The sequence below is a fragment of the Paraburkholderia fungorum genome (genome assembly GCF_046027605.1).
Lineage (GTDB): Bacteria > Pseudomonadota > Gammaproteobacteria > Burkholderiales > Burkholderiaceae > Paraburkholderia > Paraburkholderia fungorum_F.
Genome location: NZ_JAQQEF010000033.1, coordinates 1 through 23,662, shown reverse-complemented (window position 1 = coordinate 23,662; position 23,662 = coordinate 1). Strand labels below are relative to the sequence as shown.

General features: G+C 62.0%; 19 protein-coding genes and 2 pseudogenes. 13 read left to right on the top strand and 8 right to left on the bottom strand.

Translation table 11 applies throughout. The features are described from left to right. Positions 1-92: 92 nt before the first annotated feature. From PQR53_RS34040 to PQR53_RS34030, 3 genes are all read left to right on the top strand, one after another. Positions 93-1,247: an epoxide hydrolase family protein gene (locus PQR53_RS34040; RefSeq protein WP_408464226.1), complete on the top strand. Its 1,155-nt coding sequence runs from the start codon at positions 93-95 to the stop codon at positions 1,245-1,247. Between the two features lie 372 nt (positions 1,248-1,619). Next, positions 1,620-2,984, top strand: a complete 1,365-nt coding sequence (locus tag PQR53_RS34035) for a sigma-54 dependent transcriptional regulator (RefSeq protein WP_408464310.1) — start codon at positions 1,620-1,622, stop codon at positions 2,982-2,984. Positions 2,985-3,364: 380 nt separating this feature from the next. Further along, on the top strand, positions 3,365-4,339 hold the full coding sequence (locus PQR53_RS34030; RefSeq protein ID WP_408464224.1) for a hypothetical protein: 975 nt from the start codon (positions 3,365-3,367) through the stop codon (positions 4,337-4,339). A gap of 96 nt (positions 4,340-4,435) precedes the next feature. On the opposite strand, the gene PQR53_RS34025 is transcribed toward PQR53_RS34030, so the two are convergent. Continuing rightward, positions 4,436-5,518, bottom strand: a complete 1,083-nt coding sequence (locus PQR53_RS34025; RefSeq protein ID WP_408464222.1) for a TIGR03118 family protein — start codon at positions 5,516-5,518, stop codon at positions 4,436-4,438. 256 nt (positions 5,519-5,774) lie between these two features. Between PQR53_RS34025 and PQR53_RS34020 the strand changes: the two are divergent. Further along, a pseudogene (locus PQR53_RS34020) lies at positions 5,775-6,127 on the top strand (FAD-dependent oxidoreductase); the annotation flags it as partial. A gap of 25 nt (positions 6,128-6,152) precedes the next feature. Next, positions 6,153-6,317: pseudogene (locus PQR53_RS34015) on the top strand (branched-chain amino acid ABC transporter substrate-binding protein); the annotation flags it as partial. A 42-nt stretch (positions 6,318-6,359) separates the two neighbouring features. On the opposite strand, the gene PQR53_RS34010 reads toward PQR53_RS34015, so the two are convergent. Beyond that, positions 6,360-7,277, bottom strand: a complete 918-nt coding sequence (locus PQR53_RS34010) for a LysR family transcriptional regulator (protein WP_408464220.1) — start codon at positions 7,275-7,277, stop codon at positions 6,360-6,362. A 262-nt stretch (positions 7,278-7,539) separates the two neighbouring features. On the opposite strand from PQR53_RS34010, the gene PQR53_RS34005 reads away from it, so the two are divergent. Together PQR53_RS34005 and PQR53_RS34000 are read left to right on the top strand one after the other, a co-directional pair. Beyond that, entirely contained in the window at positions 7,540-8,532 is a 993-nt protein-coding gene (locus PQR53_RS34005; protein WP_408464218.1) for an aldo/keto reductase, read from the top strand. A gap of 585 nt (positions 8,533-9,117) precedes the next feature. Then, positions 9,118-11,292, top strand: coding sequence for a M1 family metallopeptidase (locus PQR53_RS34000; RefSeq protein WP_408464216.1), 2,175 nt, complete (start codon positions 9,118-9,120; stop codon positions 11,290-11,292). A 177-nt stretch (positions 11,293-11,469) separates the two neighbouring features. Here the strand turns inward: PQR53_RS34000 and PQR53_RS33995 are convergent, their stop codons facing one another. Both PQR53_RS33995 and PQR53_RS33990 read right to left on the bottom strand, forming a co-directional pair. Next, positions 11,470-12,204 (bottom strand): hypothetical protein, encoded by a 735-nt coding sequence (locus PQR53_RS33995; RefSeq protein ID WP_408464214.1) that lies wholly within the window; start codon positions 12,202-12,204, stop codon positions 11,470-11,472. Positions 12,205-12,295: 91 nt separating this feature from the next. Then, positions 12,296-12,487 (bottom strand): hypothetical protein, encoded by a 192-nt coding sequence (locus PQR53_RS33990; RefSeq protein WP_408464212.1) that lies wholly within the window; start codon positions 12,485-12,487, stop codon positions 12,296-12,298. Between the two features lie 231 nt (positions 12,488-12,718). Here PQR53_RS33990 and PQR53_RS33985 point away from each other — a divergent pair, with 231 nt between their 5' ends. Both PQR53_RS33985 and PQR53_RS33980 read left to right on the top strand, forming a co-directional pair. Next, entirely contained in the window at positions 12,719-13,687 is a 969-nt protein-coding gene (locus tag PQR53_RS33985; protein WP_408464210.1) for a metallophosphoesterase family protein, read from the top strand. Positions 13,688-13,721: 34 nt separating this feature from the next. Next, positions 13,722-14,066 carry a cupredoxin domain-containing protein gene (locus PQR53_RS33980; RefSeq protein WP_408464208.1) on the top strand — a complete coding sequence of 115 codons (345 nt, stop codon included), beginning with the start codon at positions 13,722-13,724 and terminating at the stop codon, positions 14,064-14,066. A gap of 19 nt (positions 14,067-14,085) precedes the next feature. On the opposite strand, the gene PQR53_RS33975 is transcribed toward PQR53_RS33980, so the two are convergent. Then, entirely contained in the window at positions 14,086-15,075 is a 990-nt protein-coding gene (locus PQR53_RS33975) for a zinc-dependent alcohol dehydrogenase family protein (RefSeq protein WP_408464206.1), read from the bottom strand. 542 nt (positions 15,076-15,617) lie between these two features. On the opposite strand from PQR53_RS33975, the gene PQR53_RS33970 reads away from it, so the two are divergent. Together PQR53_RS33970 and PQR53_RS33965 are read left to right on the top strand one after the other, a co-directional pair. Continuing rightward, entirely contained in the window at positions 15,618-16,331 is a 714-nt protein-coding gene (locus PQR53_RS33970) for a hypothetical protein (RefSeq protein ID WP_408464204.1), read from the top strand. Continuing rightward, a complete protein-coding gene (locus PQR53_RS33965) occupies positions 16,291-17,436 on the top strand; it encodes a diguanylate cyclase (protein WP_408464202.1) in 1,146 nt (381 codons plus the stop codon). The genes PQR53_RS33970 and PQR53_RS33965 overlap by 41 nt, the downstream gene beginning before the upstream one ends. A 24-nt stretch (positions 17,437-17,460) precedes the next feature. Here the strand turns inward: PQR53_RS33965 and PQR53_RS33960 are convergent, their stop codons facing one another. Beyond that, positions 17,461-17,757, bottom strand: a complete 297-nt coding sequence (locus PQR53_RS33960; RefSeq protein WP_408464200.1) for a DUF1289 domain-containing protein — start codon at positions 17,755-17,757, stop codon at positions 17,461-17,463. Positions 17,758-18,040: 283 nt separating this feature from the next. Here PQR53_RS33960 and PQR53_RS33955 point away from each other — a divergent pair, with 283 nt between their 5' ends. Further along, entirely contained in the window at positions 18,041-18,853 is an 813-nt protein-coding gene (locus PQR53_RS33955) for a phytochelatin synthase family protein (protein ID WP_408464198.1), read from the top strand. Between the two features lie 65 nt (positions 18,854-18,918). Here PQR53_RS33955 and PQR53_RS33950 read toward each other — a convergent pair whose 3' ends face one another. Further along, positions 18,919-19,566, bottom strand: a complete 648-nt coding sequence (locus PQR53_RS33950; RefSeq protein WP_408464196.1) for a glutathione S-transferase family protein — start codon at positions 19,564-19,566, stop codon at positions 18,919-18,921. A gap of 457 nt (positions 19,567-20,023) precedes the next feature. Between PQR53_RS33950 and PQR53_RS33945 the strand changes: the two genes are divergently transcribed. Further along, the gene (locus PQR53_RS33945; RefSeq protein ID WP_408464194.1) at positions 20,024-21,670 is read left to right on the top strand and encodes an FAD-binding oxidoreductase; all 1,647 of its coding nucleotides are present in this window, start codon (positions 20,024-20,026) and stop codon (positions 21,668-21,670) included. Positions 21,671-21,708: 38 nt separating this feature from the next. Here the strand turns inward: PQR53_RS33945 and glgA are convergent, their stop codons facing one another. Next, on the bottom strand, positions 21,709-23,310 hold the full coding sequence (gene glgA / locus PQR53_RS33940) for a glycogen synthase GlgA (protein WP_408464192.1): 1,602 nt from the start codon (positions 23,308-23,310) through the stop codon (positions 21,709-21,711). Positions 23,311-23,662 lie beyond the last annotated feature (352 nt).

The window sequence follows — 23,662 nt, the reverse complement described above, 5'->3', positions numbered from 1 at the left end:
GTCGGGCTTTCTTTCCGCTGGACTGCGTGACGAGTGACGAGTGTCATCGAATCCGAACCGCCCACCATCCACCCTGTGCCGGATGAACTGACATGCAGATAGAGCCGTTTCAGATTGCTGTGCCCGAGGCTGACCTCGACGATCTTCGCCGGCGAATTCGTGCAACGCGCTGGGCACCGGCAACGCCGTCGCCGGCCTGGCAGCAAGGCGCCGATTCCGCGTGGCTGCGCGAACTCGCGCAGTACTGGGCCGATCGTTTCGATTGGCGCGAGGCTGAGCGCAAGCTGAATCTGCAACCGCAATTTCTCGCCGAAGTCGAGGGGCAGCGCGTGCACTTCGTGCATCGTCGTGGCGTGGGCCCGGTGTCTTATCCGCTGGTGATCACGCATGGCTGGCCGGGCTCGTTTTTCGAGTTCCACGCGTTGCTCGACCGGCTGTGCGACCCGGCTGCGTTCGGTTGCGATCCGGCCGATGCATTCGACGTCGTCGTTCCTTCGCTGCCCGGCTTCGCGTTCTCGCAGGCGCCCGTCGAGCCCGGGACATCCGCGTTTCAGGTGGCGGATCTATGGGCCTCGTTAATGCGTGGCCTCGGCTATGAGCATTTCGGTGCCCAGGGCGGCGATCTGGGCGCCGGCGTCTCCATCGCGCTCGCGGCTCGGCATCATGACGTGGTCGACGGCATTCATCTCAACTTCTTGCCCAGTTCATACGAGCCCGCCAACGGCGCCGCGCAGACACCGCTCACGTCCGAGGAGGAAAGCTATCTGCAAGAAAAGAACGAATGGGCAGCGCTCGAGGGCGGCTATGCCCACATGCACGCCACAAAACCGCAGACCGTGGCCGCCTCGCTGAACGATTCGCCAGTGGGACTCGCCGCCTGGATCGGCGAGAAGTTTCGCGCGTGGAGCGACTGCGACGGCGACATCGAGCGGGTATTTTCGAAAGACGAATTGCTCACCAACATTTCGCTCTACTGGCACACGCAGAGTGCCGGCACGGCGATGCAAATGTATTGGGAAAACCGCTTGCAGCCCATGCGCTTTGCCGACGGGCAACGCATCGTGCCGCCGGTGGGGTTCGCCCGTTTTCCAAAGGAAATCAATCATCCGCCGCGCACGTGGCTCGAGCGGACCTTCAACGTCGCGCAATGGACCGACATGCCGGGCGGCGGCCATTTTGCCGCGATGGAAAAGCCTGATTTGCTCGCCGCCGAGATTCGCAAGTTTTTCAGAAAGTTGCGGCGCTAGGCGCGCCGGCGCAACTGCGCCGAGGCACGTGGTGCCGCTTCGAGATCGCGCCACGTGCCGCGTGCCGCGCATCGATACCGGCTGCCATTCCGAACTCAAACATCAAATATAGTCAGGACGCATTGCGGCGACCCCGCAGCCGCGTATGATCAGCGGTCGTTAACGCACTCGCTTTCTCGCCAGTCAACCTGCGCAGCGCCGTCGACTCGCCAGGATCCGATGCGCCATGAAATGCCCGATCCCGGTGCGCGTCTGATCCGCAAGGACAGACATTCGCGTTCATGGGACAACCGGAACCACGCGGCGCGCGGGACCTGAAACGCAATGCGTCTCAGCGCAGGCTCTGCGGGAAAGCAAAAAACAATGCAGAAAATGAAGGCCATTACGCGGCGTGTCGTCTACTTCACGCGCGATCCTTCGCCGGCGCTATTGGCGAGTTTCGCGGCGCGCGATTGGGCGGTCGAAGTCGCCGGCTCGGTTCGTGAGGTCCGGCAACTCGTGGATGACGGCTCGCTGGCGGGCGGCCTCGTCGACCTGTCGAGCATATTCAAGGCTCGCGACGCCCGCGACATTGCCGCGTTACAAGCGTGCCTCGCGATGCCGAATATCGGCTGGGTGGCGATGACCGTGACGCCGGAACTCGATGACGCAGCCCTACGCAGGCTGGTACGGGACTACTGCTTCGACTACGTAACACTCCCCGCCGCGAGCGCCAGAATTGTCGATACGGTCGGCCATGCGTGCGGCATGATCTCGCTCGGCGAGCCGGTCTTTGTCGATACGTCCTCGGCGGAAGGCGAGATGATCGGCACCTGCGAGGCCATGCTCGCGCTATTCCGCTCGATCCGCAAAGTCGCGACAAACGACGCGCCGGTCTTCGTCTCCGGTGAATCGGGGACGGGCAAAGAGCTGACGGCGGCGGCGATTCATGCGCGCTCGCCGCGTCGTGGCGCGCCATTCGTCGCCATCAACTGCGGGGCGATTCCGCCGCAGCTGTTGCAGTCGGAGCTGTTCGGCTACGAGCGCGGCGCCTTCACGGGGGCGAGCCAACGCAGAATAGGGCGCGTCGAAGCCGCGCACGGCGGCACACTGTTTCTCGATGAAATCGGCGATCTGCCGTTCGAGAGTCAGGCGAGCCTGCTGCGTTTTCTGCAGGAAAGCACCATCGACCGCCTGGGTGGCACGGGTTCGATCGATGTCGACGTGCGCATCATCTCGGCCACCCACGTCGACATGGAGGCCGCGATCGAAGCCGGGCGCTTTCGTGCGGACCTGTACCACCGGTTGTGCGTGTTGAGGATCGACGAGCCGCCGCTTCGCGCGCGCGGCAAGGATATTGAACTGCTCGCCCTGTACACGCTGGACCGCTACAGGAAAGATGCGAGCCGCCGGCTATACGGCTTTTCCGCCGACGCGATCGCAGCGATGCATCAATACAACTGGCCCGGCAACGTGCGGGAGCTGATCAACCGGGTTCGTCGTGCGATCGTGATGTCGGAGGGGCGCACGATTAGCGCGGGCGATCTCGAACTGTCGGGTTATGTCGCGACCACGCCCGTGACGCTTGCCCAGGCACGCGAGACAGCGGAGCGCCAGGCCATCGAACTCGCGCTGCTGCGCCACCGCGGGCGCCCCGGCGACGCCGCGCGCGAACTCAGCATTTCACGCGCGACGCTGTACCGTTTGCTCATCACGCATGGCATGCGGTACAGCGAAGACAGCGCGGCCGAAGGTTGACGCGAAAATCGCACGCGGTGCTCAGGTAACTTGTTCGCTCAACGGTAAAACACGCATTTTGTCGCGTACTTCCGACCGGCCGAAAGCCGAATGACGGCAGCTGCGTTGCGTCGCGCTGACTTTTGGCGGAAAGGCAATGCAAGGACGTGAAACGATAGGTCATACCTGATACCTGCGCCCCGGCTCATCCGACTCCATCGCCGCAGATCAGCACACCCGGTTCGAGCGTGACGCCATGAAGGCGCGAGCCGCGGCATGACGGCAGCACCCCTCGCACGAGCGTCTGGCTTGCCCCACGAAAGGACATGTGGATCGATCCGTGAACAATAACGGCAGCGCTGGAAAAAGCGAACCGTCTCTCACGCCTTGTGAGGAACAACGTGAATCTTTTTCCCTGCACGCTGGTTTATGTGGATGTCGATGCGAGTCCGGGTCCCAACTCGACGAATCGCGATCCGCTCTCGTACGTGAATCAGGCGATCTGCCTGAACAACAGCTTGCGGCAGGTTGGCATGCCGACGCTGACCATCATGACCAACGCGCCGGCGCTAGTCGCGCAACGGCTCGAAAGCGTGACGCCGGAACGCCGGCCCGCGCTGATGACATTGAATGCGCGAATCGAGTTGCCGAAGAACACGCCGTTCTACGCCGCGCATTTCAAGCTGGACCTGATGGACCAGATGGCGGATTCGCTGCCCGCCGACACCATGCTCCTGCTACTCGACGCCGACATGGTCGCGCTACTTCCGCTCAACCACGATCTGATTGAGCGCTGTGCTGAAGCAGGGCTCGGTGCGTTCGATATTTCGGATCAGGTGTTTCCGCCGTACGGCAGCGAACGTGTGGTGGCGGACCTCGAAATCGTGGCGGACAGGCGGCTCAGAAATCCGCGCTGGTACGGTGGCGAGTTTCTTCTGGCGACGCCCGCCGCATTGCGCCGGCTGGTGCCGTGCGCGCGCGCCAGTTACGCGCGCTATATCACCGAAATCGAGCGCTTGAGACATCATGGCGATGAAGCGTTCATTTCGGCGGCACTCAATGTACTGGCCGACGAAGGGCAGGCTCTGATCGAGGTGGGCGCGTATCAGGCCGTCGGGCGCCATTGGCCCGGCAACAATTATCGCGACGTGCGCTGGTTTCGCTGTTGTTCGTTCGTCCATTTGCCCGGCGGCAAGGCGCTGCTGGAAAAGGAGGCGCGTTTTGTCGACTTTGTGCCGGACCGGTTCTGGCGCCGTATGCGCGTGGCGCATCTGCGAGGCCGCGTGCGCCATGCGTTGAAACGCATCGCGCGGATGCTGAGTGTGGAACGTCTCGCGATGCTGTCTGCTTGCGCGTTGCGTAGCGAAAAGAGCTAGCCGTTCATGCCTCGGCTCATGACGAGTGCGAAGCCGCGCGGCGTGGCGGCACGAGCGTGCGTTCGCCGGCTTCCCCGCCAACCCACGCCGGGCCGCTCACATTTTCACGTCGATGCGCCCATATATCCCGTCCGCTTCATCATTAGGCCCCGCAGCAAAAAACAGCGTGTTGACCGGCTGATTATCGAGCCCGTTGCCGAACGCGATACCCCAAAGCCCCGGTTGTACGAACGAGGTTCCATTCGACAGATTGACAGTGCCGAGGGATTGCCCGCTTGCCGGATCGAAGGCGTTGATCGTACCGTCGCCGAAATTGCCGATCAGCACGTCGCCGCTGAAGCGGCCGAAGTTGCCAGGCGCCTGTGCGACGCCCCACGGTGCGTTCAGCGGACCGGCCGAAGCAAAGCGCTGCATCAGATTGCCGGCCGTATCGAATACGTCGACGAAGCCGAGTCCGGCACCGTCGAGATTGTCGTGCGCGTCTGCGTCCTGTTTGGCGTAGGTCACGAAGAGTTTTGCGCCGATCGCCTGAATGCCGAACGGCGCAAAGCCGGCCGGCAGCGAGGCGTCCTGAAACTTGCCGGGCATCGAGACCTTCGCGAAGTTCTTGTCGAACACGTCGATCTTGTTGTTGTGGAAGTCGGTTGCATAAAGAAAGTTCGCCGCGCCATTACTGGCGAGCGCGAGCCCCTTATAGACAGCGCCGCCGCTGCCGTCGTCGAACATGACGATCGCGGTCGTGAGAGCGACCGCCGGCGCCCACGCGGTGATCGTGCCCCCTTCGCCAGAAAAGATAAAGGCACCCACGCCGGTCTTGCCACTCTGAGTGACCGTGAAATCCGTCGTGCCGTTGAACACGATGCCGGTCGGATTCGCCGGACCGCCTGTTCCATTCGGGATGCTGACGATCAGGGATTGCGGCACACCGTTGCCGTCATAGAGCGTCGCGACTGAGGTCGCGTTGTCGGCGACCCAGACAAAGCCCTTGGGATTGAACGCGATGCCCCAGGCGTTTTTCAGATTCGCGTCGGTGTGGGGTGCGGAGACGGCACCGTCGGAGACCAGCGCGGTCGTGATGAACGACTGCGAATTAATCGACCCGCCGCCGCCGCAGGCGACAAGACCCGTTAGCGCCATGCCAGTCACGACGCCGCCCAATGCTTTAAGCACAGACTTCATGACCGCACCTCTCTCTTGACTGATGGTGATAGCGGTTATTGAACGTGCGGCGTCGAGCGTTTATTCCTTTGCCGGTAAAAAAATTTGTTCTGAAGCGCCCAGGCTGGCGCGTTCATTTAGAGAACGCGCCAGGCCGTGACGGTTGGGTTCTGCAGATTCGGTATCGTCTGGTGGCGCGTACTGAGGCGCCACTCACAGGGAGTCGTGGTGGCCATTGTCGGCGTGCTCGCGGCGGTGCAATGAAAGGGCGTAAGTGATGCCGGAGATTGCCATTATCGGTGCGGGATTCATCGGCCTCGCGAGCGCTGCGGCATTGATGCGCGACGGCCATCGAGTCACGTTGTTCGATCCGGCCGGGGTGGGGCAGGGTGCGTCGTTCGGCAACGCCGGGACCTTCGCGCACTATGCCTGTATTCCGGTCAACAACCCATCCGTGTACCGCGATTTGCCACGCTTTCTGCTCTCGAACGAGAGCCCGTTCAGATTGCGCTGGGGGTATCTGCCCCTCTTGCACCATGGCTTGCGCGTTTCATGATGAGTTCGCTGCCGCGCCGTTACGAAGCAAGCGCCGGTGCGCTTGCCGCGTTGCTCGATCGCGCGCAGGAGGGCGCCAAACAATGCCGCGATCCCGTCCCGCTCGATGCGCTCGCTAGGCATGAACGCGCAACTGTTCGGCGCCGGCGCGCTGAAGAGCAATGCTTTCCTGCAGATCCCCGGCACGGCGGGTGACGGTACCCAGGATCTGGAGCCCGGCCCGGCGCTCGATAAGCTGCCCGCCGCGCAGGCGTTCGGCAAGCGCTGCGTCTATGACGGCGGGAAAAATCCGTAATACCGGGAATGGTTAAGCGTCCGCCTCGCCATTGAGATCGGGATTGTTCAGCGCGAGTTCGTGAACCCACTCGCTGAACACCCGCACGCACATGCTCAGCCGACGCTGCGGATACAGCAAGGAAAGCGGCATAGGCGGGCACGGATAACCGCGGAGAATTTCACGTAACGCGCCAGTGCGAAGCGCCTGCGCAGCCATGAAGCGTGGCGTCTGGATCAAGCCCAGTCCTTCGATCGCGGACATCACGTACACGAGGCCGTCGTTGACCGCGAGGATGCCATTCACCGGCTTTCGAATCAGCGCGCCGTCCACTTTGAACTCGAATGGATAGACACGTCCCGCGCGTGCGGAAAAATAATTGACGGCACGATGGCGGTCGAGATCATCGGGCGTGACGGGCTCGCCCATCTGCTCGAGATAGGCAGGCGCGGCGCAGATGCACATGCGCACGCTGCCGATCGTCCGCGCGACGAGATTGGAATCGTCGAGCGTGCCGATCCGTATCACGCAATCGACGCCTTCCTGCACGAGATCGACGTTGCGGTCGGCCAGCCCCAGCTTCACGGTGATGTCGGGGTAGCGCGCATTGAATTCACGCATCACGGGCAGCAACACGTTGGCGGCAAATGTGGCGGAGGTGTCGACCCGAATCGTGCCGCGCGGATTTTGCAGCTTGTTCGATAGCGCGGATTCGGCGTCGGAAACCTCGGCGAGAATGCGTGTGCAGTACTCGTAGTAGAGCGCGCCGTCGTCGGTAACCCGCACGCTGCGCGTCGTGCGATTCAGCAGGCGTACCCCCAGATGGCTCTCCAGATTCTGCACCAGGGTCGATACCGACGCACGCGGCATCTCCAGCGAATCGGCCGCCTTCGAGAAGCTCGATGCATCGACGACACGCTTGAATACCGCCATGCCTTGAAGAATGTCCATACGGGGTTGCTCTTTCGAATATGACCGATCCGCAGTCTAGAACGGACTGGCGACGGGCCGCAAACAGAACGCCACGCGGGCATCGCCGTTCATGAAAAATCTTGACACCGTTCCGGTTACGGAGTCGGCAAACGTAGCAAACTGACCGGTGCATCGGATCGAATTCAACTCATGGAAGGCGCACGCCTCGCGTCGTCACGCGCACTGCCGAATTGCCGTATCGTGCAGAGTCACAGTACTCCTTGCAAATCGAGGGCACGCCATGGCACTTCCGTCGAACCACACTGGCCGGCGTTACGGCAGACGTCTTTTTTTACGCGCCGCGGGCAGCGCCGCAATCGGGCTGCCTGTTTCGCTTGCGTTGCCGCATCTCACCCCGGCACAAGCTCAGTCCCAAACACAAGCTGAAGCTACCACGACGCCGCCGCCGCGCATGGCGCAACGCGTGATTCCCTCGACAGGCGAACGCCTGCCCGTGGTCGGCTGCGGCACGTGGCGCACCTTCGATGTCGGCAACGACGCCGCCGCGCAGTCGCAACTTGCCGACGTGTTGCGGATTCTGTTCGAAGCAGGCGGCTCGGCAATCGATTCGTCGCCGATGTACGGCTCATCGGAAGCGGTCGCGGGGGAATTGCTGACCCGGCTCGACGCGCACAAGAAAGCCTTCGTTGCCACTAAAGTCTGGACCGAAGGGCGGGAAGCCGGCATCGCGCAGATGGAAGAATCGCTGCGCCGCTTCCAGCAACCGCGTATCGATCTGATGCAAGTTCACAACCTGCTCGACTGGCGCACCCAACTCGCCACACTGCGCGACTGGAAAGCACACGGCCGGATTCGTTATATCGGCATCACGCACTACACGTCCAGTGCATTCGGCGAGGTCGCAGCCGTGATGCGCAGTGAAAAACCCGACTTCGTGCAGATCAACTACGCCGCGGACGATCGTGACGCGGAGCAGCGCATCCTGCCGCTTGCGGCGGAGTTGGGCATCGGTGTCGTGGTCAATCAACCTTTCGGTGGCGGCGGTCTGCTTGCGCGTGTCGGCAAGCAACCACTCCCTGGCTGGGCTGCCGAAATGGGCTGCACGAGCTGGGCGCAAGTCCTGCTCAAATTCGTCCTCGCACAACCGGCGGTGACGGTGGTAATCCCGGGAACCGGGCGTCCGCAATACATGGCTGACAACGTTCGAGCGGGGTCCGGTCCGCTGCCTGACAAAGCGATGTGCGCGCGAATCGTCTCGGCGGTGAAGGGCTGAGCCCACACCAATTTAATTTTCTCCAGGTGAACTCAACGGCTAGTTAATTTCTGGAAGTGCATTGCGTGTCTTTTGCCTGCCTTATCACACTCCGCACCGCAATAAAATAAAGTTTCTCGTAGAAGTACACATTCGTCCCGTGTCCGGAGTATTAACCCAATCTTAACCCGATTGATTACTTGATCCATTCGATCTGCATACGCCGTGAGCTAATTCAGGAAAGTTTGTGAAAGGAAGTTGACACGATAACGTTTGCCAAACTAGGCTACGCACTGTCGCAAAAAAACTGGCCTGTTCCTTTGCACCTGCCCGGAGACGCAGGTAAGCCGCTGCTTTGCCCGGTCAGTCAAACGACCGTACAAGAGGGCAAAAGAACGGCTCACGTCGCAATTTTGAAAGTTTTGTAATTATCGAGTCGAGTAATTCGAAAATCAGCCACAAGTGCTGAGGCAGTAACAGGCCCCTATATTCTCGCTAGCAATCCGGCGCTAGTGCGGGAGACCTTTTTCGCTGAAAAGCAAAGAAACACAGCTTAAGCACTCATCGCACTTTCTTTATGCCGATTTTGTCAGTCGAGGATTAACCATGCGTATAAATTTCCGATTGCAGATACAGTGCCTGGCGCTAGCCGGCATAATGGCTCTGGCGGGCTGCGGCGGTTCAGATGGTTCGCCATCGCTGTCGAGCAAGGCCGCCCAGGCCCCCGCGGCCGCCTCCGAGGTGGCGCTCGCGCCCCCTGCCGCGCCGATCGTTGCGGACACATCGATCAATAAGAGCGTGCCGCCGGTCGAATTGCCCGACACGGTCACACCGATCAACTACAAGCTGTGGTTTCGGCCAAACCCCGCGCTCTCGTCATTTGACGGCCGGGCGGACGTCCAGATCAAGGTGCTGAAGGCCGTTAATGCAATCACGATTGCCGGGCACCGCATCAAGTTCACGAACGGCACGATCACGCTGCAGCCAGGCAACATCCCACTGATCGCCACGCCGCAGGACGATGGCGATTTCTACCAGCTTCGGCCTGTGAGCGGGCAGATTGCCGCCGGCAACTACTCGCTGCACATGGAGTGGAGCGGCATCATCAACTTCAAGACCTATGACGATCCGGTTGCCAAAACCGGCGGCAGTTGCGGCGACGATCCCTATCCGGGTTGCTCCGCGGCCGAGGGGGTATTCCGCGTCGACCTGAAGTCGACCGACGGCACCACGAGCGGCGCGATTCTCACGCAGGGCGAATCGAACCTCGCGCGTCAATGGTTCCCGGGCTGGGATGAACCGGCTTTCCGGCCCACCTACGAGGTGAGCGCGGAAGTCCCGCAGAACTGGAACGTGGTCTCGAACGCGGCGGAGCGGCCGGCGGTGAATGTGGACAGCGGCTACAAGCTGGTGTCGTTCGAAAAGACGCCGCCGATGCCTTCGTATCTGCTCTTCTTCGGCGGCGGTCAGTTCGACATGCTCGAAGACGACTTCGCGAGCCCGCTGCCCGACGGCAAGGGTCTGCATCTGCGCATCTTCACGCCGCCCGGCATGCGTGACTGGGCGAAACCGGCCATGCAGCAGACGAAGCAGGCGCTCGACTACTACTATCGCTACACCGGCATTCCCTTACCGCTTACGAAGTTCGACACGATCGCCGCGAACGACGCGTTCAAGGAACAGAAGGACCTGAACTTCGGCGGGATGGAGAACTGGGGCGCGATTCTCGAATTCGCCGACGACATTCTGCCCGCGCCGGGCACCACCATGTCCGACTATGGCGTGACGGTGCTGACCCATGAAGCCGCGCACCAGTGGTTCGGCGATCTGGTCACGCTCGACTGGTGGGACGACGTATGGCTGAACGAATCGTTCGCGACGTTCTTCGAAAACAAGACCAAGGTGCGTTTCTTCCCGGACCGCTTCAGCTGGGTCGACGACGTGAAGAACAAGTACGCGGTGATCAATGCCGATCTGAAATCCACCGCGTTCCCGGTGCAGCCGAACTTCAACGGCTGGGCCTCGAACGACTTCGTGCTGAGCGCGAGCGCCTTTACATACGACAAGGGCGGCCATGTGCTGAAGATGCTGGAGAACTATCTCGGCGAAGACGTATTGCGCAAGGGCTTGCAGTCGTATCTGGCGGACTATTCCCTTGGCAACGGCACGCCGAAACGCTTGTGGGACGAACTGGCCAAGGCAAGCGGCGAGCCGATGGTCGCGATCGGCGACAGTTTCGTGCGGCAAACCGGCGTGCCTTTGCTTTCGCTCGACACGCAATGCGATCTGACCACCAATCAGACCGTGGTCACGCTGAAACAGTCACCGTTCCCGAATCAGAACCAGTACCCCGGCACGCAGTGGACGATTCCGCTGACACTCGCGTACGGCGACGGACTGAGCTTGCGCAAGACGATTGCGATGAAGGACACGCAAACGCAGGTGCGTTTGAACGGCTGTTCCGCGGTGCTGGCGGATCCGAGCGGTCTCGACTACTACGTGACGAACTACAGCAACAACGCGTGGAGTCAGTTGCTGGCGCAGGGCAATGCGTTGAAGGATCCGGTTCTGCTGACCAGTCTGCAACTCGAGGCGAAGCTGCTGGTGAAGAACGGTCTGGCGGATCCGTCGCGTGCAAGCAGCATTGGTTCGCTTAGCCCGTCTGCCGCGCCGCTCGCACGTCAATTGTTGATGACCGCGCCGACGACACAGTCGCTGCGTCCGACGATCCGGTATCAAGGCAAGTTGAAGCAGAAGCCGCAAGCGCAGCAAGCGCAGTAGGCCCGGTTCGGTTAGCGGCATTGCGCCGAACTGAACCGTAGTAAAGGGGCAGCGCCGTGGCCCGCATCTTGAGGGATGCGGGCCGCGGCATGTCCGCATGCATCGGCTGCACGAGCCGTAACTGTTGATCGCCCAGCAGAGTTCCAGCGGAACGATGAGGTCGACACCGCCGTTGGCTCACGCCGAACGCAGCCGGCGCTCGAACCAATTGCGCAACAGACCCGCCAGAAGCGCGCCAACCAGCACGACAAGGTAAAGCGTGACGAGACTGTGACGCCACGTATCGAGTGCAATCTGGTGCGCCAGCAGTGTGGAATCGGGCGCGGGGAGAACAGCATGCATGGCGACAATAGCTTGCTTCATCCGCAGAAAACCCGCGGCGGATAGCAAGGGCAAAAGAATGAGGAAAGCTAGCAGAATGGGTCTCGCGCGTTGCGCCGCCGGATAGTGGCGCAAGCGAAACCACACGCCGAGGCAGCCATGAATCCAGCCCGGCGCGAGCAGTGCAAGTTGCAAGCCTTGCGTGCCGCTCACGATCAGCGATACCACGATCCGTTCGTAGTTCGGCTCGAAGCCGTACATCGACGCCGCGAGGCGCGTTGCCACCGCATGCCGGATCAGCAGCAGAGGCAGGCTGAGTCCGGCCCACAGGCGGATCCATTCGGCAGGCGGAAGCGTCCAGTGGCGGCGCCCGTAAATCGTGCGTACGGCCAGCACGAAATGGAGAAGGGCCGAACCGTACAGCGCGATTGTTCCAGGCGCGCTATGCCAGATCCACAGCGCGAACGTGAGCCCGCGCCCGGCAAGATCGAGCGACCAGATGCCGAGTGCGTGATTGACCAGGTGCAGAAATAGATAAATCAGCAGCACCACGCCCGATCCGAGTTGCAGGCGGCGTAAAGGGGGTTGCACGTCTTCCTCCGTTAATACCCTATGTTCAGAGCGTTTGTTTCAGACGCCGCGGTTGAGCGAATTCGCGCAGGGCGGCGTCGGCGGACTGGTCTCATCCGCGCGACGCAGCCGTTCCGGCGCGCTTCTGACTGTCACTTTGTTGCACCGTGCCTTGACGCACTGCTTCGGCAAAGCGCTGCAATGCGGATAGCGAGCCGCACACGCTCTGGTACTCCTCACGGCCGATCCTGCCTTCGAGGATGACCGCCATGCCCGACGCGCGGGCCATGTCGATGATGTCCATGGTGTTTCTCCTTTCAGTTTCCTCGTCTGCATGACTGCGAGCGCAGCGCGGCTATTCCCACATTGATCCTGACGCGAGACGTATATGCCTGAGTCGCGGGACTCATTGGCCGAGGCTATTTTTCCGCGCCTGGAATAAAACCTGGGGCACGGCAGTCTTGCTCATGAACCGAGTCGCGATCCCCGCGGGATGACCCCGGGGTTGCTCGCGAATCCTTATCGTGAGGTCAACATGTCGTCACATCATTCATCCGATCCTGCCTTTGACCCTGCCTTCAACCGGGCGCGCCGCGGGGCACTGAAATGTCTCGCCTTCGGCGGCGTAGGCACAGTGTTCGTCCTTGCCGGTGGCATTCTCACGCCTGTGGAGCTGGCCCTCGCGGCCGATGCGAAATCCTCGTCGACGATCACGGGTGTGCCGCTTTTCCTGCAGATCAGCGACTCGCATATTGGCTTCAATAAAGAGGCCAACCCGGACGTCGCAGGCACGCTCAAGCAGACGATCGACTACGTCAACGCCATGCCCGTCAAGCCCGCACTGACAATCCACACGGGCGACATCACGCATCTTTCCAAGCCGGCGGAGTTCGATCTCGCGGCTCAGTTGATGTCGGGTCTGAATATCACGGAGCTGCACACCGTGCCCGGCGAGCACGACGTAACGGACGGCCCGGGAACCGAATATTTCAGCCGCTTCGGCAAGGCGTCGGACAACAAGGGGTATTACAGCTTCGACCATAACGGCGTGCACTTCGTCGCGCTCGTCAACGTCATGCATTTCAAGCCGAATGGTTTGGGTGGCCTCGGCGACGAGCAACTCGCCTGGCTCGAAAATGACCTGAAAGGCCGCTCGTCCAGCACGCCGATCGTCGTGTTTGCGCACATGCCGATGTGGACCATCTACGAACCGTGGGGGTGGGGCACGGGCGATGCCGGTCAGGCAATGAGCTATCTGAAACGCTTCGGCTCGGTGACCGTCCTGAACGGTCATATTCACCAGATCGTGTCGAAGGTGGAAGGCAACATCACTTTCCATACCGCGCGCTCGACGGCCTATCCCCAGCCGACCGCCGGCAATGGCCCCGGCCCTGGGCCGCTCACGGTAGCGAGCGATCAGCTTCCCAAAATGCTCGGGGTGACCAGCATCAAGGTTGTGCGTCATCCGCTCCATGCGACGCTGGCCGATACGACACTCGTCTGATTCAGGTTTTTTATTTTGTTATTGGAGATCAGTTATGCAAACTAGTGCAATTCGCCGCGCCCTCTTTGTGCTGCTCGGCAGCTCGATGCTCATCGCGGCGTCGGCCGGCATGTCCGTTGCACGGGCAGAGACGCCCAGCGCCGTGGTCATCAAGAACTTCATGTTTTCGCCGATGGCGCTCACAGTCAAAACCGGCGCGACGGTGACGTGGAAAAATCTCGACGGCGAGCCGCACACCGTCGTGAACGACGCGGGTATGTTTCGCTCCGCCGCGCTCGATCAGAACGATACGTTCCAGTTCAAGTTCGACAAGCCGGGCGTATATAAGGTGTTTTGCGGCATCCACCCGAATATGAAGGAAACCATCACCGTGCAGTAGGTTTTCTTTAAGCGGGCGCTCAAACCGTCACAACGACTTTCCCGAACTGTCCGTTAGTCTCCAGATAGCGATGTGCATCCACCATTTCGTCGAACGTGAAAGTGCGGGCGATCACAGGCTTGAACGCGCCGCTTTCAAAACCCTTCAACACGTATTCGACAGCTGTCTTTTGACGCTTCGGATCGCCGCTTGTCAGCCAGATGTTGTGCGCTTTTACGGTGAGCATTTTAGCGATCATGTCCAGTACGGGCAGTGGTGTGACCTCATCGCTCAACGCGCCGTAGATGTAAGCGATGCCCTGAAACGACAGCGTTGCAATCAGCTTTGCGAAGGTCGGCCCGCCCACCGGGTCGAACGCGACGCGCGCGCCTTTGCCGGCGGTGATGCGCATCACCTCGGCGACCAGGTCGGTTTCTTCCGTGGCGATGACATGGGCGGCGCCGGCGCCGAGCAGCTGCTCACGCTTGCCCGACGTGCGAGTCAGTGCAATGGAGGTCGCGCCCGCGTAGTTGGCGATCTGGATCGCCGCCAGTCCGACGCTGCTGGAGGCGGCGGGAACGATGACGAAATCGCCGCGGGTCACCTTGGCGTCTTCGATCAGCGCGCCATAGGCTGTCACGAACATCATCCACACCGAGGCCGCCTCGGCGAACGAAAGCGACTCGGGATGCTTCACGACCGCGTAGTCTGGTACGAGGATGACTTCGCCATACGTGAAGTACTCGTTCATCGAGAAGGACGGCATGACGTTGACCTTGTCGCCGGGCGCGACACCCTGAACTTCGGCGCCCACCGCGTCGACGATGCCAGCGGCTTCATAGCCCAGTCCGGCTGGAAATTTGACGGGTTCGATGTACGCGTCGTTGCGCCACATCGACTCGGCGCGGTTGATGCCAATGGCCTCGACCTTGATGCGAACCTCATGCGGACCAGGCGCCGCGACAGGCGTTTCGACGAATTCGAGCACTTCAGGCCGACCGGCCTTTGCGAACATGATGGTGCGTGACATGAAAATCTCCGGGGTTGGCAGCATGGTTGCAGCGAGGCGACGGCGCATTGAGTCGCACGGTCGCGGGGATTTCTACAGTAGACGAATAAACCGGGAAAACCGAGTAATGCTTTTCTTCGCGGCGTCAGAAGGTGGGTGCACGTAACACATAAGTGGCAGCTAGTGCTTCGGCACACTAAGGCTGGTCCGAATTCGACGAAGTGTGGCGGCTGAATGCGAGGAGGTCCGCACCGTTTCCTCGGGCGTGTTTGTTGCATGCCAGATAGCGATCAGCGCATGCTCACATCACCATCCCGGCCCGGCGTACAACGTAACCTGCAAGCCTTCCCGGCACCACTCGTCGATGCACGCGGCGTTGAATTTTTTACCAGCTTTTATCAATGCACACACGGCTCGCAAAGCTGCCGTTTAAAGCGCAGCATTACCGTATCGTCGCTACCCGGCGCGCGGGTTAAATGTTCAGAGAACTCCAGAACGGCCGCTGAATCGTGTGATTAAAGTCTGCCGACCTGTCAGACGTAAGGATTCCGGAGAGTAGTGCGATGTTCAACGATACCGATTTACCAAGATCTGCTGCAGCGCATCCGGATGCCAGCGATGACGCTGGTGTCGAGCCGTCGGCCGAGGCGCCCCCCGTACGATTCGGACGTCTTGCGCTGTGGGTCGCGGCGGCCAGCGCGCTGACCTTTGGCGTGGTGGGAACGGTCGCTTACAGCGTCTGGTTCAATCACGATCAGCAGGCGTATGCCGACGCCATGGCGCGCGCACGCCAGGCGCTCGGGACAACTGCGCTAGCGGCGACCGCACCGGCATCCGCGAAATTGATTGCGCCCGCAAGGATGGCGACTTACGCGGCAGCGCCACGTCAGCCGGCAACGGCGGCCATGGCGGCAACGCAGGCATCACCGGAGGAAGAAGGAAAACAGCAAGCCTCCTGGTCGGGTCCGGTCACGCCTTTTTCTCTGCCCGCGGATCGCCAAGCCAGCGTGGCGCGCGCAACGCCCGCCGTGGCCGCATCTTCCGTCCCTGCCGTTCACCGCGCAGCGCCCCCTTCCAACGTTGCTGCGCAGCAGCAGCCGGCCGCCAGTCGAGCGGGCAGGGATGCGCGTCTCGCGCAACAGGATCGCCGCTCTTCTTCGACAGCCAATGCCAGGCAGAAAGGCAGCCTGTTCGCCCGAATGGGTTCGTTCTTTCGTCGCGTAAGTTATCGCCAGCATGGCTCCGGAAGCCGGCAAGACATCTATTCCCATCCCTGAGCGCGCGCGGACGCCGCGCGCCGCTCGTGGGCGCGCTCTCGCGATCCGCTTCAGGCCCGGTCCGGCTGCCATCGCCGCCGCCGCGCTGGTGTGTCTGCTGATTGGCCTCTCATACCTTGCGCTGCAAATCCGGGCGATCTTTTCCGATCAACTGAAACAGGAATATGCGGAGCTCGTTCTCGACGCGGTCGAACGGGCGGAAGGCGCCCGGAGCGTGGTCGGCATCTGGCAGCAATTGCCAGACGCCACAGCAACGCATGCCGCCGGATATCGTCAAGCGCGCACCGAACTCGCCCATCGCCTCACGTCACTCGCGGCGCTGGTGAATGCGAGTCCGTCGGCGGCGCCGCATGTGTCTTCACCGGCGCCGACAGCCGATGCCGATCTGCGCGACACCGCTGCCTGGCTCACTACCGTGTCGACCTGGTGGCGTGCGCAGCGCGACGCTGCCAGCGCCGATGCACGCGCGCGAATTGCCTATGTCGCGCACATGCTGATCGCGTCGGCGGCGTTGCTGTTCTGCATGCTGATTACCGCGCTGGGGATGTATGCCAAACGGAATCGCTTGCTCGCGGGCCAGTCGCGCGAATTCGAGCAGGCGGCGTTGCATGACGCGATGACCGGCTTGCCGAACCGGCGCAAGCTATTTGCCACGCTCGATGCGTCGGCGGCGAAATCGCTCGCGGGCGGGGCGCCTCGCAATATCGCGGTGTTGTATGTCGACCTGGATGGCTTCAAGCAGCTCAACGACTCACTCGGCCACCGCGTTGGCGATGAATTTCTGATTGCGGTTTCGAAGCGCTTTCGCGAGTCGGTGCGTAAAGTCGATGTCGTCGCGCGGATCGGCGGCGATGAATTCGCCGTGCTGGTCCGGGAATTTTCGACCAATGTAGAGCTGGGCGAAATTGCCCGGCGACTGATTGACTGTGTGGTTCAAACGGACGGGGAGATGGGCAACGGGCTGGTTCGTGCCAGCATCGGCATTGCCAGTTTCCCCGATCCCGTCGGCGATTACCATGGCCTCGTGAGCGCGGCCGATGAAGCGATGTACCGGGTCAAGCGCAGCGGCAAGAACAGTTACGCGTTCGCTGAGCCGGCGAGCTGATCCATGCGCTTAATGGTGCCGACGCTATAACGTTCCTGCCTTGCGGGTTTCCAGATTCAACTTACGGTGCGACAGTTCCTCGATCATCTCGAGGCGCAATTCATCGGTCATGTTTTTCCATCCGCGAATTTCGTCGCGTGTGCGTAGACACCCGATGCACATGCCGGTATCTCCGTCGATTTTGCAGACGTCAATGCAAGGAGAAGGCACTGTCGCAAGCGGCGCATTGGGGCCGCCGGATTGACCTTGCTTTTTATCGGAGGTGTCTAGCGAGACGGGGTCTTGTTTTGCACCAGACGCGGCGCTTTCCAGGTCACTCATATTCGAATCCGGTCAATTTGAATTGGCTGTGAGCGACGTCGATAAGCTGTTCGGTCGCGCGCGCCAGGATAGGCCGCGGGAGTATAGCAAGCGGCTGAACAAACGCCCGGCCGGGGCGCAAACTCACGCGTCGATTAGTTTCGTGTTAAAAATTCGAGGCATCGCCGATGCGGAGAAAGCGCGTTGGCGGATGGCAATCGTTCGAAACTCATCCACTGCGGAAAGGGCAATGTCCAGATATTCCTTGATTGATGCCGTGCGACGTACGAGCCCGCGGGGATGGATGAGCGCTGTTCTGACGGTAACCCTGGCGGCCTGTGCGCAGCTGCCGCCGACGGCAAATCAGGTCGCGGATCACACTGCCCATCAAGATTCGTATCAGGCGCCCGCGGCAAATGCGGCAAATGCATCAAGCGCAGCAAGCGCCGCACGCCCCGCCGACGGGCCGCTGCCGGTTCCGCCTAACCTCATTGCATTGATGCAGCCAGCGGGCCAGAAGCGTCTGATAACCACCCCCCATAACCAGTCGTACTGGCCGCTTTCGGAGTATTTCGAAACACAGCGCAACGAAGCCTACTGTTCGGTCGCGACCTCGGTAATGGCGCTCAACGCATTGGGTATTCGCCGTCCCGAGTCGACGCAGTACCCGGATTTCCCATACTTCTCCCAGGCGGATTTCTTTCGCAGCGTCGATCCGCAGCTGGCCAACGCCGCGCGGGTATCGAAGGAGGGCATGACGCTCGACCAGCTCAGCGCGGTCCTGGGTGCGTTTCCTGTCGAGGTGAGGAAATTCCACGCCGCCGATCTGACGCTCGCCCAGTTTCGCGATCTGATTCGCGACACGACCGGCCACAGTGACCGCTTTGCGTTATTGAACTTCAGGCGGGTGGAGATCGGTGAAACCGGCGGAGGTCACTGGTCGCCGCTTGCCGCCTACGACACCGCGAGCGATAGTGCGCTGCTTCTCGATGTGGCGCGCTACAAGTATCCGGCGGTGTGGGTGCCGCTCACGCAACTGTACGCAGCAGCCCAGGCGGTCGATAACGTGAGCGGACTTTCACGCGGCATTGTGGTCGTCGGCACGCGAGCGAACTGACGGACGGCTTTCAAGACGTGGTGGTCTCGCCTACCAGCGTCGGCGGCAGAGTGGTTGAGCGCGCATCAATCGTCCTCGTTACGCCATTCGGTGAGCCCCTCTCGCGTGTTCAGTTCGATGAACGAGGGTAGCGCGCGCAGCCCGCGAATATAGCGCGCAAGATGCAGCCAACCCATTGCGGCGCGCGGCATGTTGCGGGTCCAACGCATCAGCATGACGGCGAGAAAATCGACGGTGCTGAGCGTGCCGCCGACCAGACAATCACGGCCGTCGGCGAGATCGGCGTCGAGCCGCTCACAGGCTTCTTCGATACGGCGCCGCGCGAGTGCCCGGACTGCTTCGGCGCCGGCAGGGTCGCCGTCGACGTCCGCGTAAAACCAGTCGCGCATGCCGGGCAGCAGCGTGTTAGCCAGATAGATCATGCGTTCCAGCCACGCCGCGCGGTCGGCCGAGCCGGGCGCAGGCGCGAGTGCGGCTTCGGGATGCCGCTCGGCCAGCAGCATCAGCAACGCGGCCGATTCGTGGCGCGGCATGCCGTCGACTATCAGCGTGGGAACGCGGCCTGACGGATTGAGCCGCAGATATTCAGGGTTTCGCTGATTGCCGGCGTCGATGTCGACGAGATGGGCCTCGAACGGGATGCCCATTTCTATCATCATCCAATGAACCGCCATGCTTGCCGCGCCCGGTGAGTAGTAAAGAACGTAGCTCATTGATTCGCTCCGCGTGCTGGTTGGATTTCATCGGCTTGATTCGGGCGTAGTCTAGCGCGATTCGTGAGCGCTGCAGAGGCGCAAGATGCGCGCAAATTGGATGACATGTGCCGCTTGAGGTGGAGCGTCCGAGCCTTGCTGGCTATCACCACTACGAACATTCGTGGCTGGTCGGCCTGTTGGCAATGGCCATATGCTGCGCCGAGGGCCGATGGCCCATCAATCTCAAAGGTGAAGCAACGCGATGTGTGCACTCGACCGGCGGACTTTGCTGAAAGGCGCGCTTGCCGCGCCGTTGCTGAGCGCTGGGTTGCGCTCGCCGACCCACGCACAAGCTGCATCGACCGTGACAACGGCAGCGGCGATGCGGCCAACGCAACGCCGCGTGCGCCCAGGCGACCCGTCATGGCCGTCAGCGCGCGCCTGGCAAGATCTGAACCGGGCCGTGGAGGGCCGCTTGAGCCCCGTTAGATCGCCATTGGCGAGTTGCGCCGAAACGCCTGCGAGTGCCGCTTGCACGGAAGTCTTCGGGCGCCTGAAAAATCCCTACTACATCGGCGACACGCCGGCGCTGACGCAGACCTCTGGATGGCTCGACGCGTGGACGTCGGCGCCCAGCGCTTACGTCGTGGCCGCGGCGAACGCGCAGGACGTCGCGCGCACGGTCGACTTCGCCCGCGAGCATCGCCTGCGGCTCGTGGTGAAAGGCGGCGGTCACAGCTACCAGGGCACGTCGAATGCAGCAGACTCGCTGCTGATCTGGACGCGGTCCATGCGAGACATCACCTTACACGACGCATTCGTGCCGGCGGGATGCGAAGGGCGCCTGAAACCGGAAGCCGCGGTGACGGTAGGCGCCGGCGCCCTGTGGGGCCACGTGTACGAAGCCGTCAGTACGCAAGGCGGCCGCTACGTGCAAGGCGGCGGCTGCCTGACCGTGGGCGTTGCCGGACTCGTACAGGGCGGCGGTTTCGGCAGTTTTTCGAAGCAATTCGGCACCGCTGCGGCGAGCTTGCTCGAGGCCGAAGTCGTCACCGCCGACGGCGTGGTACGAATCGCGAATGCGTGCTCGCACCCCGATCTCTTCTGGGGATTGAAGGGCGGCGGTGGCGGCAGCCTCGGTGTCGTCACGCGGCTGACGTTACGCACGCACGAACTGCCCGGCCGGGTCGGCGTGGTACGCGCGACCGTGAAAGCAGCGTCGGATGCTGCATTCCAGGCATTGCTCGGGGCGTTTGTCGGCTTCAGCGCCGAGAACCTGGTGAGCGAGCATTGGGGCGAAACGGTCGCTTTTCACCCCGACAATTCATTGGGTATTTCGATGCTGTTTCAGGGCATCAACCGTGACGAGGCCGTACGCATCTGGCAACCGTTCTTTGCGTGGATCGCGGACCCCGCCAACGGCTGCACGACAACTCCGCCGCAAGTGCTGGATGTCGCCGCGCGACGCTTCTGGGACAGAGAATTCATGATGCAGCACCTGCCCAGCGTGCTCAAGACGGACGACCGTCCGGGCGCTCCGGCCGCGAACGTCTTCTGGGCGGACAACTTCGTCGAAGCGGGTCAGTTCCTGTACGGCTACACGTCGACGTGGTTGCCTGCCGCGTTGTTGACGCCGGCGCAGCGGGGCCGTCTGATCGACGCGTTGTTCCAGACCACGCGTCAATGGACGGTTTCGTTCCACTTCAACAAAGGGCTGGCTGGCGCTCCCGCCGAGGCCTTGAGCGCGACCAGGGACACGCCGATGAACCCGGCGGTGCTCGACGCTTTCGCGCTCGCCATCATTGCCGGCGAGGGCGCGCCGGCTTTTCCCGGCATGACGGGCCACGAACCGGACGAAGCAAAAGGACGCCGGTACGCCACCAGAATCACCCAGGCGACACAGGCCTTGCGTGCCGTCGTCCCCAACGCGGGGACGTATTTATCCGAGAGCAATTTCTTCGAAGGCGACTGGCAGCAAGCGAACTGGGGCAGCAACTATGCGCGTCTCGCGGCCGTGAAGCGTCAATACGATTCCGACGGCCTGTTCTTCGTTCATCACGGCGTGAGCTCGGAAATGTGGAGCGCCGATGGGTTCACGAGAGTGAAAAGCGCGGACGATTGAATCACGCCGCAGGTCCTCAACGTTATCCGGCAACCACGCTAGGCACTCCGCGCCATCTCCCCCACGCCTGCGTTAAAGCTCTCATCCGGGCGTGCTCTGCGCGTCCCGCCGGAAACTGCAGGGCGTGCTCGGGCCGGCGTCTTGCGAACGCGAGCATCGTGCAGGACCGGCCGCGCGTCGACCAGATCCGCGTACAGCGCGAGATAGTTCGACGTCGACGCTCCCCAGCCGAAGTCACGGCTCATCGCATTGCGTTGCAACGCATGCCATGACGACGGTTGCATGAACGTGTCCAATGCGCGTCCGATCGCATAGATGACGTCGCCTGTGCTCTCGCCGTTGAACAGGAAACCGGTCGCGAGATCGATGCCCCGGCGTTCGTGCGGCGCATAGTCGATGATCGTATCGGCGAGACCGCCCACGCGTGACGCCACCGGAATCGTGCCGTAGCGCATTGCATAGAGTTGCGTGAGTCCGCACGGCTCGAAGCGGCTGCCGTGCAACAGGATGTCCGCGCCCGCATGCAACATGTGCGCGCGCCGCTCGTCGTAGCCGATCTGCACGCCCACCCGACCGGGCCACGCGGCGGCCAGTGCCTGGAGTGCCTGTTCGAGTCCGGGCTCGCCTTGACCGAGAATCGCAAACTGCAGACGCGGATGCCGTTCTAGCAGGTCAGGCAGCGCCCGCACCACGACATCAGCGAGTTTTTGCTCTGTCAGACGGCTGCCGATGGCGACCAGCGGCGCGAACGGATCGCGCGTCAGGCCGAAGGCCTGCTGGAGTTCGCGCTTGCAGGCCTGCTTGCCGGCGGTGTCGTCGACGGAATAGGGGCGCGCGATGAGCGGATCGGATGCCGGATTCCAGCTCGTCGTGTCGATGCCGTTGACGATGCCGGAGAGCTTGCTGGCTTGCGCCTGGAGAACGCCTTCCATGCCGTGGCCGAAGCGCGGAGTCAGAATCTCGCGTGCATAGCGCTGGCTGACGGTGGTGACGCGATCGGCGTGCACGATGCCGGCTTTCATCATGCTGAGCGAGCCGTAGAACTCGATGCTGCGGTCATCGGACAGTGCCGGCGCCAGCAATTCGGGCGGCACGCCGATCCAGCCGCCCATCGTGAGTGGGTGGTTGCCCTGAAATGCCAGGTTGTGAATCGTGAAGACGCTTTTTGCGGCGACGCCCGCGAGGCGCATATACAGCGGCGTGAGTCCTGCATGCCAATCGTGCGCGTGCACGATGTCGGGGCGCTTCACGCCGCGCACGCCGCGCGCGACGCGGGTGGCCGCTGCCGCGAGCGATGCGAAGCGGGTGAGATTGTCGAGGTAGTCGCGTCCTTGCGGATCGCGGTAGAGGCCTTGGCGCGCGAACAGGTGGTCCATCTGCAGCAGCAGCACGGGAAGGCCGGTGTCGGGCATCTGGGCGCGCAGCAGTTTGGCGTCGCCGCCGGGCAGGCCGGTCATACGGGCCACGGGAGTGACGCCGACGGCGCGCTCGAGGGCGGCCGGATACGCGGGCATCAGGATCGATACGTCGACGCCGGCTTCGCGCAGGGCGGCGGCATAGGCACTGACCATGTCGCCGAGGCCGCCAGATTTGGCGAGGGGCAAAGCTTCGGAAGCGACAAGAAGAACGTTGAGCGACAAGATGGCCCCCAAGGGATCAGTTTTTTTGCACTTGGACAGTGCGGTTGGAGTTCGCTAGCGCGAGGCTTCAGCAAGGGGTGTGCCTGAGGGTTGGGTTTTTGCCGCTGGCTGGTGGGGGGGTGTTGTGCTGTGGCACGGTGGCTGGTTTGGGGCGATGGCCCTTGCCGGGAGGGAGGGGGTTTTTTTCACTTGTATGTAGATTTGACTTTTTGGGGTTGTTTTTTGCCTACGGTGTTGGGGTTTGCTTGAGCTGGTTGCTCGTGCGGCGCTTGTTTGGTCTGTGCTTTTATGGCGTTGGCCTTTCCTTGATTTGTTATTGGATTATTAGTGTTGCCCCTGTGCGGGGCGGCAC

Coding starts and splice junctions, on each gene's coding strand:
- PQR53_RS34040 (WP_408464226.1), top strand. CDS start 93: ATGCAGATAGAGCCGTTTCAGATTGCTGTGCCCGAGGCTGACCTCGAC.
- PQR53_RS34035 (WP_408464310.1), top strand. CDS start 1,620: ATGAAGGCCATTACGCGGCGTGTCGTCTACTTCACGCGCGATCCTTCG.
- PQR53_RS34025 (WP_408464222.1), bottom strand. CDS start 5,518: ATGAAGTCTGTGCTTAAAGCATTGGGCGGCGTCGTGACTGGCATGGCG.
- PQR53_RS34010 (WP_408464220.1), bottom strand. CDS start 7,277: ATGGACATTCTTCAAGGCATGGCGGTATTCAAGCGTGTCGTCGATGCA.
- PQR53_RS34005 (WP_408464218.1), top strand. CDS start 7,540: ATGGCACTTCCGTCGAACCACACTGGCCGGCGTTACGGCAGACGTCTT.
- PQR53_RS34000 (WP_408464216.1), top strand. CDS start 9,118: ATGCGTATAAATTTCCGATTGCAGATACAGTGCCTGGCGCTAGCCGGC.
- PQR53_RS33990 (WP_408464212.1), bottom strand. CDS start 12,487: ATGGACATCATCGACATGGCCCGCGCGTCGGGCATGGCGGTCATCCTC.
- PQR53_RS33985 (WP_408464210.1), top strand. CDS start 12,719: ATGTCGTCACATCATTCATCCGATCCTGCCTTTGACCCTGCCTTCAAC.
- PQR53_RS33980 (WP_408464208.1), top strand. CDS start 13,722: ATGCAAACTAGTGCAATTCGCCGCGCCCTCTTTGTGCTGCTCGGCAGC.
- PQR53_RS33975 (WP_408464206.1), bottom strand. CDS start 15,075: ATGTCACGCACCATCATGTTCGCAAAGGCCGGTCGGCCTGAAGTGCTC.
- PQR53_RS33970 (WP_408464204.1), top strand. CDS start 15,618: ATGTTCAACGATACCGATTTACCAAGATCTGCTGCAGCGCATCCGGAT.
- PQR53_RS33965 (WP_408464202.1), top strand. CDS start 16,291: ATGGCTCCGGAAGCCGGCAAGACATCTATTCCCATCCCTGAGCGCGCG.
- PQR53_RS33960 (WP_408464200.1), bottom strand. CDS start 17,757: ATGAGTGACCTGGAAAGCGCCGCGTCTGGTGCAAAACAAGACCCCGTC.
- PQR53_RS33955 (WP_408464198.1), top strand. CDS start 18,041: ATGAGCGCTGTTCTGACGGTAACCCTGGCGGCCTGTGCGCAGCTGCCG.
- PQR53_RS33950 (WP_408464196.1), bottom strand. CDS start 19,566: ATGAGCTACGTTCTTTACTACTCACCGGGCGCGGCAAGCATGGCGGTT.